General features: G+C 62.2%; 9 protein-coding genes. 4 read left to right on the forward strand and 5 right to left on the reverse strand.

Going from position 1 to position 14,004, the window contains the following annotated elements; translation table 11 throughout:
* Positions 1-228 precede the first annotated feature (228 nt).
* Positions 229-2,070, reverse strand: coding sequence for a prepilin-type N-terminal cleavage/methylation domain-containing protein (locus tag KF708_21955; GenBank protein ID MBX3415363.1), 1,842 nt, complete (start codon positions 2,068-2,070; stop codon positions 229-231).
* Between the two features lie 1,392 nt (positions 2,071-3,462).
* On the opposite strand from KF708_21955, the gene KF708_21960 reads away from it, so the two are divergent.
* Positions 3,463-4,158 carry a hypothetical protein gene (locus KF708_21960; GenBank protein ID MBX3415364.1) on the forward strand — a complete coding sequence of 232 codons (696 nt, stop codon included), beginning with the start codon at positions 3,463-3,465 and terminating at the stop codon, positions 4,156-4,158.
* 289 nt (positions 4,159-4,447) lie between these two features.
* Here the strand turns inward: KF708_21960 and KF708_21965 are convergent, their stop codons facing one another.
* The gene (locus KF708_21965; protein MBX3415365.1) at positions 4,448-5,287 is read right to left on the reverse strand and encodes a sensor histidine kinase; all 840 of its coding nucleotides are present in this window, start codon (positions 5,285-5,287) and stop codon (positions 4,448-4,450) included.
* Between the two features lie 264 nt (positions 5,288-5,551).
* On the opposite strand from KF708_21965, the gene KF708_21970 reads away from it, so the two are divergent.
* Positions 5,552-5,812, forward strand: a complete 261-nt coding sequence (locus tag KF708_21970; protein MBX3415366.1) for a hypothetical protein — start codon at positions 5,552-5,554, stop codon at positions 5,810-5,812.
* 229 nt (positions 5,813-6,041) lie between these two features.
* On the opposite strand, the gene KF708_21975 is transcribed toward KF708_21970, so the two are convergent.
* Genes KF708_21975 through KF708_21985 form a run of 3 tightly spaced genes read right to left on the reverse strand, consistent with a single transcriptional unit; the run spans position 6,042 to position 10,565 of the window.
* Positions 6,042-7,397 (reverse strand): HlyD family efflux transporter periplasmic adaptor subunit, encoded by a 1,356-nt coding sequence (locus tag KF708_21975; protein ID MBX3415367.1) that lies wholly within the window; start codon positions 7,395-7,397, stop codon positions 6,042-6,044.
* A gap of 31 nt (positions 7,398-7,428) precedes the next feature.
* Positions 7,429-9,807 carry an ABC transporter permease gene (locus tag KF708_21980; GenBank protein ID MBX3415368.1) on the reverse strand — a complete coding sequence of 793 codons (2,379 nt, stop codon included), beginning with the start codon at positions 9,805-9,807 and terminating at the stop codon, positions 7,429-7,431.
* On the reverse strand, positions 9,804-10,565 hold the full coding sequence (locus KF708_21985) for an ABC transporter ATP-binding protein (protein ID MBX3415369.1): 762 nt from the start codon (positions 10,563-10,565) through the stop codon (positions 9,804-9,806). The genes KF708_21980 and KF708_21985 overlap by 4 nt, the downstream gene beginning before the upstream one ends.
* Before the next feature lie 726 nt (positions 10,566-11,291).
* On the opposite strand from KF708_21985, the gene KF708_21990 reads away from it, so the two are divergent.
* Positions 11,292-12,572, forward strand: coding sequence for a PQQ-like beta-propeller repeat protein (locus tag KF708_21990; GenBank protein ID MBX3415370.1), 1,281 nt, complete (start codon positions 11,292-11,294; stop codon positions 12,570-12,572).
* Positions 12,573-13,066: 494 nt separating this feature from the next.
* The gene (gene ispE, locus KF708_21995; GenBank protein ID MBX3415371.1) at positions 13,067-13,975 is read left to right on the forward strand and encodes a 4-(cytidine 5'-diphospho)-2-C-methyl-D-erythritol kinase; all 909 of its coding nucleotides are present in this window, start codon (positions 13,067-13,069) and stop codon (positions 13,973-13,975) included.
* Positions 13,976-14,004 lie beyond the last annotated feature (29 nt).

The following is a 14,004-nucleotide window of genomic DNA, read 5'->3' on the forward strand; positions in this document are numbered from 1 at the left end:
ATTTCATGGTTGGCTGTGGTTCGGCCGATTCGACTCTGGGTGCCACTGGCTCCGCCAGTGCCGGCCTTTCGAACGGGCTTTAACCTGTACCTCATGGCTGGTGATTTCGAGGCTGGAACAGGTCGACGGCCTGGACTGCCTTGCTCGATTCTTCAGAGGCACTGGCAGAGCCAGTGGCACCCAGACAGACCTCACGGCAATGCCGGCCTTCATCGGAGGTAGGCGGAACTATTGCGAGACGAAGTCCTGCACGACGGTGACTTCGCGAATCTGCCGCGTGCTGGGCTCGAAGACCCGGATCTTAACCTGAATGCCGCGCAAAGGAACGGGGTAGGGGGGCGGGGCCTCCTTTTCGGTCTCGTCGTCGACGCCGCCGATCTTCGCGGGTGTCGGGACACCGCCGATGTCAATCACTGTATCGTCGTCAAAGCCGTTGGTCCCTTCATCAACGAGGCCGTCGTTGTCTTGATCGAAGCCGTCGTGCTCGTAGTGGGTGGACCATGTGTCGTAGGTAGATGGTGCTGCAGGTGGAACATTCGTTAGAGAGGCCACACTAGCGAGCGGATGTCCAATTACAGCGACCTTGTCGTTGCCGGGCCGAAAGAACGGACCAAAAAAACTAGACTGAGGAACATCTGTCGGAAAGTCAGATTGAGGATATCTAACAGTAGAGCCTGTTCCACCAAAGTAATTCAGATCAACATACGAGCCAAAGGCAACGGGAGTGGTAGTCACTGCCGAGAAATTGGGAGCCGTGAAGAAACCACTAGCCAGGCTTTTGAAGTTGGTATGTTCTGGATACTCTCCGGATGCGGTGATCAATTCACCGGTTGTGGTATCCTGAAATACTGGCGCGCCGGGATCCCAAGCTTTCACATCGAAGCTCAAAACGTTTGTCAGAATCACATCATCCGACAGTCGTGTACCACTGGTGGCATACTGAACGAGTGTGCCTGTGATTCCATCGGTAACTGGTTGTGGCGACGGTGGCGGAGTTTGCCATGGAAATCGCATGCTCCACGGATCCGACACGCCGACGAGATTGACCACTGGTGGGTTCACTGACGCCCCATCTTCGAGCGTGGCAGTTGGCAGCACGGTCGCAGCGGTGCCACCAAAACTCGGGATAATATATTGCTGAGTGGCACCATAGTACGGCGAATCCGTATCTGTCGCACCCCCCACCAATCCTTGCGTGAGCGGAAACGGCCATGCTGTGGACGAGCACTCGCGAAGCGTCGGCAAGCCCAGCACGCCCCAGAATCGCGCATCGTGTGGAAAAGCCCACGGCTGGTGTCCGTAACGATTCTCGCGTTTCGTCAGATCTCCAAGCGTATTGAGACGCAAAGTGAAGGGCGCTGTTCCGCCTGTGCGCCAATCATGGGTTCCGCCTTGTTGCCGTGCGGAAATGTCGTTGTTCGCGTAGAAACCAGGACTCGTTGCCCACGCTCCTGTCAGTGTTGTTTCTAATCCGGGTGCTACGAGCAATTGCCGACGATAGAGCGTCGTTCCACGCAAAAACCAACAGACTTCGGCGACCTGGGACTGCGCGGTGCCATTCCCAGTCTGAGCCTTTCCAATAAATGACTCACCCGAACTACGCGTGGTAAACATCAAGATATCGTCGGTATCGCCGATAGTTGATTCAGGCGTGTCACGAACGCCATCTTCGTCGGCATCTATCATTGGCTGAAGGATCGGCCCGATTGGTCCTTCGATGTACTCGAAGTACCCCTCGCCACTTTCCGGGCGTCGTGGCGGCAGCATCGTCACCGTGACCCCGGCCAGGTCGAGTTGCAGGCGATCTTTCGTGTAGCGCAGGCGGTCGTTCACTTCGATCATGGCGCGGCTGTCGCGCATGCTGTCGGACATGTTGGCGAAGACCGAGACCACCGTTGCCAGCATGATGAGCACCAGGACCGTGGCGACGAGGACCTCGAGCAGCGTGAAGCCGGCTCGGGCAGAAGGCGCGCGGAACCGCGGCGCGGGCCGGTGATACGTGTAGGTCAGGTACCCCGTACCTGACACTTGATCGGACGAGCGGAGCTCGGCTCTGGGTGCCACTGGCACGGCCAGTGCCTGGTGAATTGAAGTGGGGAGGTTCTTCGATCGTGCGAGTCGAGCCTGGCGCGCGGCTGCCGTTGCAGACTTGGCATACGGTTGCTCGACTTGGCAGAGCACTGGCGGAGCCAGTGGCACCCGGGGTTGGCTGAGTCCCATCGAAGGGGCCGAGCTTGCCCCTTCGCTCTTGTCAGGTAGAGGGCTACCTGACCTACGAGTCGGTCTTGCGGGCCGGTGATACGTGTAGGTCAGGTACCCCGTACCTGACACTCGATCGGACGAGCGCGGCTCGGCTCTGGGTGCCACTGGCACGGCCAGTGCCTGGTGAATTGAAGTGGGGAGGTTCTTCGATTGTGCGAGTCGAGCCTGGCGCGCGGCTGCCGTTGCAGACTTGGCATACGGCTGCTCGACTTGGCAGAGCACTGGCAGAGCCAGTGGCACCCGGGGTTGGCTGAGTCCCACCGAAGGGGCCGAGCTTGCCCCTTCGCTCTTGTCAGGTAGGGGGCTACCTGACCTACGAGTCGGTCTTGCGGGCCGGTGATACGTGTAGGTCAGGTAGCCCGTACCTGACACTTGATCGGACGAGCGCGGCTCGGCTCTGGGTGCCACTGGCACGGCCAGTGTCTGGTGAATTGAAGTGAGGAGGTTCTTCGATTGTTCGAGTCGAGCCTGGCGCGCGGCTGCCGTTGCAGACTTGGCATACGGTTGCTCGACTTGGCAGAGCACTGGCAGAGCCAGTGGCACCCGGGGTTGGCTGAGTTCCATCGAAGGGGCCGAGCTTGCCCCTTCGCTCTTGTCAGGTAGGGGGCTACCTGACCTACGGAGGGCGAGGTTCACAAAGAGCGCGCGGAGCGTGGGCGCTGGCATGGCGTCTCTCTTCATCATAGAAGTGCCTGTTCCGGAGCACGACGATCAACCACCGGCGAACGCCCTGAGATCCGCCGGCGCGCTGTAGGCCAGGTACTCCGTACCTGGCACTTCGTGACGCGGCTGGCGACTGAGAAGCGTTTCCTGGCCGGGAAACGTTCCTGACTCGACTTGTCGCGTCGTTCGCCTTGCTCTGTCAGGTACGGAGTACCTGACCTACGAGGCGCGAAGTGCCCATGCTGGAGAGTACCTGTAAGACGTGCTCTCCATTGATTGCAATCGTATCTAACCCGTTTGTCAAGCAATAATTGCGATGACGGCGGCCGCGTCCTCGTCCCGCTCGCCGCGCGGGTGCTTGTGGGGGCTGCTAGCAGCTCGCATGGCTGGCCTTGTCCGGGGAAACCGATTTCGCGACACTACCGCCCCCAATGCCCAGGGCCCCGGACGGCCGAAAACCACTTCTGGCATTGGTCTTTTGCTGGTCACGTTCGTCTTGCTGTTCCGCGCTGACAGGCGTTCCGAGAACCTTTATCGATGCTGCGCTCCTTCGCAACCCGAAGCGTCAGCGAGGGGATCCTCGTGGCGGCTTGGCTGGCCTCGCTCGCCGGCTGCGCCTGGAATCCGCCCCCAGATCATGTGCCGATCGCCAATCAGACGCTGGTGCCGGTCAGCAATCCCGACTTTGCCTGGGACCAGATCGTCGACGTCGTGGACGATTATTTCGAGATCCAGCGCGAGGACCGCGTCCGCCAAGTGGGCGATGTCATCACCGAGGGGCGGATCAACACCTTCCCCGTCGTGGGGGCGACCTATTTCGAGCCGTGGCGGAAGGACTCGGTCGGCTCGTACGAGCGGACGCTGGCCACGCTGCAGACGATCCGCCGCTTTGCGATCGTGCGGGTCATTCCCGCGCCGCAGGGCTATGTGGTCGACGTAGCGGTGTTCAAAGAACTCGAGGACCTGAAGCGGCCCGAGCATTCGACGGCGGGCATGGCGAGCTTCCGCAACGACAGTGCGCCGCAGGGCTTCAGCGAGCCGGTGGGGATGCAGCCGACGGAGTTGGGGTGGATCCCGCTGGGGCGCGATCCGGCCCTCGAGCAACGGATCTTAGAAAAGATCAACGCGCGACTCGGTGGCCAGGGGTGCCAGTCGCCTGGCGGCTGGTGGGGTGGAGCGCCGGAGATCTGGGGCGGACCGCCCGTGCCCGAAGAGATGCCGGCGCCGTATTAACAAATGGCGTTACGGCCAAGCCTCGTCTCGTGCCCGAGTTCTTCGATTGATGTCGAGTCGAGCTCTGGGTGCCACTGGCTTTGCCAGTGTGATCCGGGTGATTGGTTGTCTTTTCCGAGAAGAGTCGAGCGACGCTCGAGATCGCCCCTTCTGGGGCTATCAGGAAGGCGTCAGCTCGGATATTTCCCGCTGGTTGCTGTGCTCGAGTCGAAGAGCACTGGCAGAGCCAGTGGCACCCAGATGAGCCGATCGATTGCCGAGGGCTTGGCAACATCTGCGTGAGGCATCGTTAGCCGGTGTTTTGATCGGCGGATGTTGGGGGTGTGGCGAGGCCCTCGACGGTGGGGAAACGGGGAGCCGGGCGAGGCGGCGTGGCTTCGAGCACCGGTAGCTTGAGCGTGAAGGCGGTGCCCTTGCCGACGGTGCTTTCGACGCGAATCTTGCCGTGATGGGCCTCGATGATTTCGCGGCACATGGAGAGCCCCAGGCCGGTGCCCCCCTTGCCGCTGGCATCCGGCCCGCTCTTGGTGGTGAAGTACGGGTCGAAGATCTTGTGCAGCGTCTCGGGCGGCATGCCGCAGCCGGTATCGCGGACGACGAGATCGACCATGTTCGCGTCGGCGTCGTGCCGCAGCTTGATGATGACGCGTCCGCCGCTGGGCATGGCCTGCCGGGCATTGATGAGCAGGTTGACCAGGATCTGCTGAATCTGGTTGCCGTTGGCCAGCACCTTGGGCACGGGTTCGAGCTGCGTGTCGACGGCGATCTTGTACTTGGTCATCTCGCGTTCGAGCAGCACGAGCGAGTCCTCGACGATGCGGACCAGATCGGTCGGCTCGAAGGACGTCGAGCGATTGCGGGCCATGCCGAGGATGCCGGTCGTGAGCTTGGCCGCGCGCTGGCCGGCGGCGTGAATTTTTTCGAAGGCCTTGTCGCGCGTGGCGGCGTCGCGATGGCGCATGCCCATCTTGGCGTAGTTGATGATGGTGGTAAGCACGTTGTTGAACTCGTGCGTGGTGGTGCCCACCAGCTCGCCCAGGGCGGTCAAGCGCTGCGCATGGGCGAGACGCTCTTTGAGGACCGCGACTTGTTCTTCGAGACTCAAGCGATCGACGTCTCCGCCTGACATGCAACCGTTCTCCACCTGCGTTGGCCGTCGACAAACCCGGCGTCGAGAAAACCACCCACTCCGCGCAACCTTCCGCGACACGGCCGGTCTCGCTCGCTTGCCTGTCGGCTGTCACTTAACTCTTGCGCGTGCCCCTTGTTATCGAGACATGGTCGTATCGTCGAAGCAGCGTGGGCGACTGCAACGGAGGTGGCTATAATCCCGGCAACTGGTCTGCTAGCGCGGACCTGACGGCAGGGAAGTCGTTCAATTGGAGAAGCTAGGATGCACACGGTGGATCTGCTCGAACGAGCGCTGGCCCTAGCCGAGCGACTAGGGTATCGGGTGCGACAAGAGTGGTTGGGGGGGAGCGGCGGCGGCGCCTGCGAGCTGCGTGGCCAGAAGTGGCTTTTTATCGACTTGGCGGTGGGGCCCGAGGAACACCTCGCGATGGTGCTCGAGGCGCTGCGGGTCGATCCGCAAGCGCTGAGTCAGGCGCCCGACCCGGTGATTACCCAGGCTTTGGGGTTGCGCAAGTCTGCTTGAATCTCGAGTCGAACTTTGGAAGGATTTCAACGCAAAGACGCGAAGGTGCAAAGACGCAAAGGGAAGACATTGTTCTTCTTTGTGTCGTAGGTCGTTGTGGTGATACGACGCTGAAGGATTACCACAAGCACTACGAACTCTTATCAGGTGTAAAATCCCTAACGGATAAAACTCTTTGCGTCTCTGCGTCTTCGCGCCTTTGCGTTGAAAAGCTCGTCGGGTTGGGTTGCTAGTCGCGGACGACGGGGATGACTCGGGTGCCGTCGGTGAGGGTCGTCTCGGGGGCCAGCACGACGAGATCGTCGATCTCGATTCCCTGGGTGATTTCGACGCGTTGGTCGTTCATCAGCCCGACGCTCACCGGCTGCAGGCGCGCGACGCCATTGCGAATGACGTAAAGTTGCCAGCCATCGTCCGCGCCGCGAAAGAGGGCCGAGCGGGGGACGACGAGCGCCTCGGGCTTCGAACGCGTGAAGATCCGCGCGTCGAGCCGATAGCCGACCCCCAGCCCACGTTCGCTCCGCAGCCGTTGGAGATCCTCGGGTAGAAACTGCACGATCACGCGGACGCGCTGCTGTTCGACCCCCAGCGAGCTGACCTTGGTGAAGCCGGCGGGGTAGATCGTCTTGACCGTGCCGTGCGCCGTGGGCTTGCCGACGGCGGGTCCCATGAATTCGACCGTGTCTCCCTCCTTGATGTTCACCACGTCCTGGCTGAGCACGTCGACCTCGACCTCGAGTTGGCTCAGGTCGCCGATCGAGACGAGCACGGTGCCCGCCGCCACGGGGCGTTCGTTCGTCACGTGGCGTTCGAGGATGGTGCCGCTGACGGGGCTGGCCATGACCGAGCGTTGCTTGTCCTGCTCGACCTGCTGCAGCTTGATCTCGGCCTCGAGCTTTTGGCGTTCGAGTACGTCGCCGCTCAGTCGCTTGCGATCGATGTATTGCCGGGCCATGGTGGGGGTGAGGGCCGTGGCGGCCTGCATGGCCTCCATCGCACGGAGCGTGAGATTGTCCTGCTTGTACTCGACGTTGCGCTCGACGAACTGCGTCTGCGCCTGGTCGAGTTCCTCGGCGCTCTTGACGTTCTGCTCGGCCAGCTTTTGGACGCGGCCGAGATTCTTTTCGGCGTAGCCGAGCCGGGCCTCGCCCGCTTTGAGCCGTTCGGTTGCGGCCTCGACGGTGCGGTCCATCGACTCGACGAACTGCTTCGTCTGCGCGAGGGTCGTTTCCTCGACGCTGATATCGTTGTTCTCGCGGAGCGAGGCATCGAGCCGCGAGACGGCGGCTTCGGCGGCGGCGACGTCGAGCTCGACATCCTTGGGGACGAGCTGCGCCACTAACTGCCCCTGGGAGACCGGCATCCCCTCGGTCAACTCGATGGGGAGAATTCGCCCGTCGAAGGGCATGGTGATCTCGTAGACCGTGGGCAGGCGCGTCTTGGCCTGCTCGTCGACGAACTCGGCGATCTTGTCGACTTGGGCGCGAGCGGCCTCGACGGGCACCCCGGTCGACAACCGGCTGAAGGCAAATCCACCGATCGCCAGCAGGATAACCACGGCAGCCAGGATGATGATGCGTTTCATAGCCTCTCGCTCCAAAGACGGTTCTCGGCCGTCACTCCTTCATCTGCAAGGCCTCGACGCAGTCCAGGCGGTTGATTGACCGTTGGACGAACACGTGCGCCAGCGACCCGAAAAAGATGCTCAACAGCATGGTCCACAGGATGGCCGTGGGCGGAAATACCATGGGAATGCGCAACAACTCATTATTGTACGCCAGGACCATGGCGAAGGTGATCGCGTAGCCGAGCGGGAAGCCGAGGAGCGTGCCGGCCAGGTTCACGAGCAGACTTTCGCGGAAGAAATAGCCGCCGATCTGCCACTCGCCGTACCCCAAGACGCGCAAGGTGGCTACTTCGCGTTGCCGCTCGGCCAGGTTGATCAGCGAGGCATTCAGAATGCTGCCGAAGAAGATCACGCCGGCGAAGAGGACCAGCATCGAGATCATCACCTGCAGGTTCTTGAGCACGGTGTTCTGCAGGTTCTCGATCAGGTCGCTGCGCACGTTGACGGCCTCGACGGCGGGCAATTGCTTGAGCGCGGCAAAGAGTTCCGCACGGGCAGCGCGGTTCGACTGCGTCTTGAGCTGCACGCCGCTCGTGGCCGACTCTTCGTAGACAAGGTGGCTCAGGTAGTTGATGTCGGCGTAGACGTTGAGTCCCATGAAGGTGTCGGTGATCTGCACGACGGGGACCTGGCGCGGAATGCGCAAGCCCTGGATCGGGCGCACGGTGACCATGTCGCCGGGCTTCAGACCGAGCAACTCGGCCATCTTGCGGCTCATCGTCAGCCCTACCTCGGGCACGCGTAGAGGGCGGCCCTCGCCGTCGCGCGGCACGGTGAGCTGAGCGCCCGGCGTCAAGCCGCGGACCGCTCCGAGACGTTGTCGCGGTCCGTTCTCGAACATGCACGACACGCTGAACACGGGTTCGGCATCGTCGACGCCCGGCAGACGGCGCGCCTCGCGCAGGGCATCGATCGACTGTGCCTCTTTGAACGTAAGGTCGACGTCGCTGCGCAAGAGTTGCCGGAACTCGATATCGACCAGCTCGAACGTCGCCGCGACGAGACAGAAGCCACAGACGAGCAGGCTCGATCCCATGGCGGCGGCAAAGAGCCCCACGCCCGTGCGGACGCGGTTGCGTACGACGCTGCGCAGCACCATGCGCCAGTCGAAGGTCAGCCGGTTCCAGAACCAGGTGAAGCGTTCGAGCAGAATGGCGCCTCCCTGGCGGGGAGGTTTGGAACGCATGGCCTCGGCCGGTTGCAGACGCAGCACGTGACGGGTGCCCTGCAAGGTGCCCAGCATGGCGAACGTGAGGCTGATCGCCACGGCGCCGAAATAGGTCCAGGGATAGATGCGATTAGGCAACTCGGGAAACTCGTAGAACTGGCGGTACATGCCGGTGACGAACGAGGCGAACCAATAGCCCAGCCCGCACCCGATGAGTCCGCCGATGAGCCCCACGACGAGTCCGAAGCGGAGGAAGTGCAACATGATCGTCGCGCTCGAATAGCCCAGCGCCTTGAAGGTGCCGAGCACGATACGTTGCTGCTCGGTGAGTCGTGTCATGAGGACGTTGAGCACGAGGGCGGCCACGGTGAGAAAGATCAGGGGCATCACCGAGCCGAAGGTGCCGAGCCCCTGGATCTCGTTGCTGAGGTACATGTTCGACGACTGGTCCTTGAGCGAGACCGTGTTGAACACGCCGTACGGGGCCAGGGCCAGCTCGAGCCGGCGCAGCGTTTCGCGCGGGCGTGCGCGGGCCTCGGGGGTCAGAACGCCGACCACTTGATTCGCGGCGCCGTCGAAGTCGAAGACTTCTTCGGCGTAACTTTGCTTGAGATAGAAGACGCCGAAATGCTCGGGATCGGGAATGAACGTGCCCGGCCCCAGCATATAGACGAACTCGCTGCTGATGGCGGTGCCGACGACGAACAGGTCTTGCCGACGGTTGTTGAGCAGCAGGTGGATCCAACTGCCGGGATGCAGATTGTGAACGCGGGCAAAGGCCTCGCTGACGATCACCTCGTTGTCGCGGTTGTCGGTGAAGTAGCTGCCGCGGCGCAGCACGATGTCGTTGATCACCGCCCGCGGCCGATCGGGGAGCGAAAGGACCAGGCCGTTGACCGGCTCGAGGACGCGCGGCACGTCGGCGGTGGCGAAGAACTGGATCCGCGGTCGAAACTCGCTCACGCCGGGGATCTCGCCCAGCGACGTCAGGTCGGCGAGGGGTACTTTCTTCAAATCGATCCAGAAGTCGGCCATGCGGCATTGCGCGTAGTAGACGCGTTTGGCATCGCTGAGGTTCTGATAGGCGGAGCGCGTGGTGACAAGATAGGCGACGCCGACGGCGATGATGCTACCAATGGCCAGGAGCAGGCCTGCCGAATGCCGCAGCTCGCGCCGGAGCTTGACGTCCAGGACACTCACCAGTCGACCTCCTCGGCCGAGGAGGGAGTCTCGTTGACGGTGATGTCGTGGATCTCGCCTGAGCTGATGCGCACCACCCGATCGGCCATGTGGGCAATGGCCACGTTGTGCGTGATGACGATGACGGTCTTGTTGAGCTTGCGGCGCAGGTCGGCCAACAGCGCCAGCACCATCTTGCCGGTGCGCACGTCGAGCGAGCCGGTCGGCTCGTCGCAGAGGAGCAGTTCGGGATTCTTCGCCACGGCGCGAGCAATGGCCACGCGTTGTTGCTCGCCGCCGGACATCTGTGACGGGAAGTGATCGCTGCGTTTCGCCAGATCGACCAGGTGCAGCGCTTCGTCGACGTCGAGTGGCGCGCGGGCGATCTCGGTCGAGACCATCACGTTCTCGCGCGCGGTCAGCGTCGGCACGAGATTGAAGAACTGAAAGACGAACCCGATGGTGTCGCGGCGGTAGCGGGTCAACTCGCGCGGCGAGAGGTTGGCCAGGTCCTGGCCGCGAAACCAGACGTGTCCGCTGGTGGGGGTGTCGAGTCCGCCGAGGATGTTGAGCAGGGTGGACTTGCCCGAGCCGCTCGGACCGAGCAGGACGAGCAGTTCGCCTTCGTAGATGTCGAGCGTGGCGTGCTTGAGGGCTTTCACCTCGACCTCGCCCATGCGGAAGGTCTTGGAGACGTTTTCGAGGCGCAGCAGGATGCCTGGCGAGGAATGCGACCCGGCCGGGGATGCGGCGGGAGACTCTGGAGCGGGGCTATCCATCGAGGTGGGCAGCGTGGATGGCAGCGGGACGGTTGGTGGAATATCTAGGCTATTCTACTCTGCGAGCGGGGGGACTGCCGGGATGAATTGTGCCTCTTTAAGCCCCGTTTTTGGTGGATTCCTTTCGGAGCGCTGGTTCCGAGACGGGGATTACCCGTGTGCCGGCAATTCAGCAAACGTGCAAGATGGGGTTTAGAATGCGGGAATGGACGAGAACCCATACCAACCGCCCGTGGCACCAGGAACCGAGGAAGCAACGAGGACCGTTCGGTCGGGGTTTGGATGGCAGGTAATCGGATTGCTGCTTTACATCGTCGCGATGCTTTCCTGTTGCCTGTCGACCCCTCTCTTGCTGGTGCCATTTCTTCTCGCTTTCAACCCTGTGCGGGATACGAGATTCGTATTCTGGCCGAGCATAGTTTTCGGGGTCGTGTTCGCGCTAGTAGGAGCGGCACTGCTGTGGGAGGGCTATAGAATTCGTCGCGTAACGGTGCCGGAGGCGGATGACGAGTCAGCAACACCGAGTTAGGAAACAACCCACCGGATGCAGCGGCGGGGCAGTTCTTAGGCAAGCCCCCCAGTAACACCAACCCAGAACACACCCGTTTTTCCCGTTTCTAGGACGAGCCGGGATAGGCCCCCTATACTGAGCAAGGTCTCGTTCGAGTTCTTGGAGTTGCCACGGCTATGAATCTGCACGCTGCTCGTCTCGCTGCGCTTTGTCTAATGTTTGTGCCCGTGGTTTCTTCGGCCGACGAGTGGCCGCAGTGGCGGGGTCCCCAGCGCGATGGTGTGTGGCGTGAGGATGGCGTTGTCGAGAAGTTCGACGTCGAGCGGCTGCCCTTGAAGTGGAGCGTGCCGATCTCGAGCGGCTACAGCGGACCCACGGTGGCGGATGGTCGGGTCTATGTCACGGACCGCGTCCTTGAGCCGGCACAGATCGAACGCGTGCATTGTTTCGATTGGAAGTCGGGCCAGGAAATCTGGTTGCACTCGTACGACTGCGACTACAGCAATGTCGGCTATCAGGCTGGCCCACGCGCCTCGGTCATCGTCGACGACGGACGCGCCTACTCGCTGGGTACGATGGGGCACTTGTTCTGTTTCGATGCCGCCACGGGGAAGATTCTCTGGCAACATGATTGCCATGCGGAGTATCGCATCGAGATGCCGATCTGGGGCATCTCGGCCTCGCCGATCGTGGTCGACGATCTGGTCATCGCGCAGATTGGCGGCGCGGAGGGGGCGTGCATCGTCGCCTGGGACAAGCAGACGGGGGAAGAACGCTGGAAGGCGCTTGAGGATCGAGCCTCGTACTCGGCGCCAATCTTGATCGAGCAGGCCGGCAAGCAGGTGCTCGTCTGTTGGACGGGAGACCATGTGGCGGGGCTCGATCCGAAAACGGGGAGCGTCTACTGGCAACATCCCTTTATGCCGACGCGGATGGTCATCGCCATCACGACGCCCGTGGTCGACGGCGACAAGCTCTTTGTGTCGTCGTTCTACGACGGGTCGCTCATGCTGCTGCTGCTGCCCGACAAGCCAGCGGTGGAGCAGATCTGGCGGCGGTTGGGGCCCGATGAGAATCACACGGAGAGTTTGCACTCGATCATCAGCACGCCCTATCTCAAGGGGGACTACGTCTACGGTGTGGATAGCTATGGCGAGTTGCGTTGTCTCGAGGCGGCGACTGGGGACCGCGTGTGGGAGAATCTCACGGCCACGCCGAAGAATCGCTGGAGCACGATCCACATGGTCGAGAACGACGGCCGCATCTGGATGTTCAACGAGCGGGGCGAGTTGATCATCAGCCGTCTCACGCCCGAGGGCTTCGACGAGATCAGCCGCACGAAGCTGCTCGATCCGACGACCGATCAGCTTGCCCGGCGCGACGGCGTCTGCTGGGCGCACCCGGCCTATGCGTACCGGCATGTCTTTGCCCGCAACGACAAGGAACTGGTCTGCGCGAGTCTGGAGTCGAAGCCAAAATCCGCGGGGGACGAATAGTTCTCCCGCCAGCTAAAGCAAACCCTTAGCGAGGGTCGGAATTTGGTTCGGGCGACGCTCAATCCGAAGCCCCGGCCAACGTGCGGACTTGCACTGCACGCTCGTGCAATACTTCGCCTGTCTTTACAGCCGATGAAAGAGGTGGGTGCATCGTGGTTGCGCGGTGAGCCACGACGGGGTGAGTTTGGGCAGTACAATGGCCCTGGTCCGGGTGAGGCGCGTGATTTGTAACATCGCGTAAGAGAAGCGTGAAAACGCGGGGGAGGCGATCAGAGATTGACCACGCGAAATGGGGTGGCTAGAATTCCGGACCAGTTTGGCGAACTGCCCGGCATTTCGCCGATCTTTTCAGTAGCGGGCGAGTGTTCTACTCGCCGAACGGTCGGAGAGGTACACGAAAGTACGGAGAATCCGACGAACCTTGTAGGCGATCTGCTTTCCGCACGACCAGTCATCTTCCATTCGTTCTTCGAGAGTGGGGAAAGCCGGAACGCATGTATGTTCGCGAGTGGTCCGAAGGCGTTGAGGTCTCGGCGCCGGCCAAGTTGAATCTGTTCCTCGAGGTGTTAGGTCGTCGCAGCGACGGATATCACGAGCTGGAAACGCTCCTGGTGCCGATCGCTTTGTTCGATACGTTGCGTGTGCATGATGACGCGCACGGACAGATTTCGTTGACGTGCGAGTTCGCCGTCGGTTATCGCGCCGAGGCGCAGCTCGAAACCGAGGATTTTCCGGAGGGAACCGATAACAGCGCAGTGAAAGCGGTGTGGCTGCTCCGCGAGCGGGCCGGCCTGAGGCGAGGGATTCGCATTCATCTGGTGAAGCGCATTCCGTCGGCGGCGGGTTTGGCCGGGGGCTCGAGCGATGCAGCGGCTGCCCTGGTGGCCGCCGATCGACTTTGGCGGTTGGGGTTGCCTCGGACCGAGCTGTTGCAGTTCGCGGCCGAGGTGGGGAGCGACGTGCCGTTTTTTCTGGGGGATGGACCGGCGATGTGCCGTGGCCGGGGGGAGCGGATTGAACCGCTCGAGCTGGCTGCCAATCTGCACTTCGTCGTCGTGCGCCCCCCGGTGGGACTTTCGACGGCCGACGTGTTTCGTGTTTGTCGGCCGGCCGAGCAGGCCCGGGATGCTGCGCCGCTGGTCGACGCTCTTCGGCGAGGAAAAGTGGAGTCGGCCGGCCGTCTGTTTCACAACCGGTTGCAACCGGCGGCCGAATCGTTGTCGCCATGGATCAGGCGGTTGAACGCCGCGTTTGCTGGACTAGATGTGCTAGGGCACCAGATGAGTGGCAGCGGATCGTCCTACTTCGGACTCGTCCGTCATGCTCGGCAGGCCCAGCACGTTGCCGCGCGCTTGAGGGCGCGTGGGTTGGGTCAGGTCTACGCCGTTCGCGCTTGCCGCTAGACGCGCCCCCCCAGTGAAGGAGAACGGCC

The organism is Pirellulales bacterium (assembly GCA_019636335.1).
GTDB lineage: Bacteria > Planctomycetota > Planctomycetia > Pirellulales > JAEUIK01 > JAHBXR01.

Excerpts from the sequence above, each read along its gene's own strand:
- KF708_21975 (MBX3415367.1), bottom strand. The coding sequence starts at position 7,397 with ATGAAACGCATCATCATCCTGGCTGCCGTGGTTATCCTGCTGGCGATC.
- KF708_21990 (MBX3415370.1), top strand. The coding sequence starts at position 11,292 with ATGTTTGTGCCCGTGGTTTCTTCGGCCGACGAGTGGCCGCAGTGGCGG.
- ispE (MBX3415371.1), top strand. The coding sequence starts at position 13,067 with ATGTATGTTCGCGAGTGGTCCGAAGGCGTTGAGGTCTCGGCGCCGGCC.
- KF708_21985 (MBX3415369.1), bottom strand. The coding sequence starts at position 10,565 with ATGGATAGCCCCGCTCCAGAGTCTCCCGCCGCATCCCCGGCCGGGTCG.
- KF708_21965 (MBX3415365.1), bottom strand. The coding sequence starts at position 5,287 with ATGTCAGGCGGAGACGTCGATCGCTTGAGTCTCGAAGAACAAGTCGCG.
- KF708_21960 (MBX3415364.1), top strand. The coding sequence starts at position 3,463 with ATGCTGCGCTCCTTCGCAACCCGAAGCGTCAGCGAGGGGATCCTCGTG.
- KF708_21970 (MBX3415366.1), top strand. The coding sequence starts at position 5,552 with ATGCACACGGTGGATCTGCTCGAACGAGCGCTGGCCCTAGCCGAGCGA.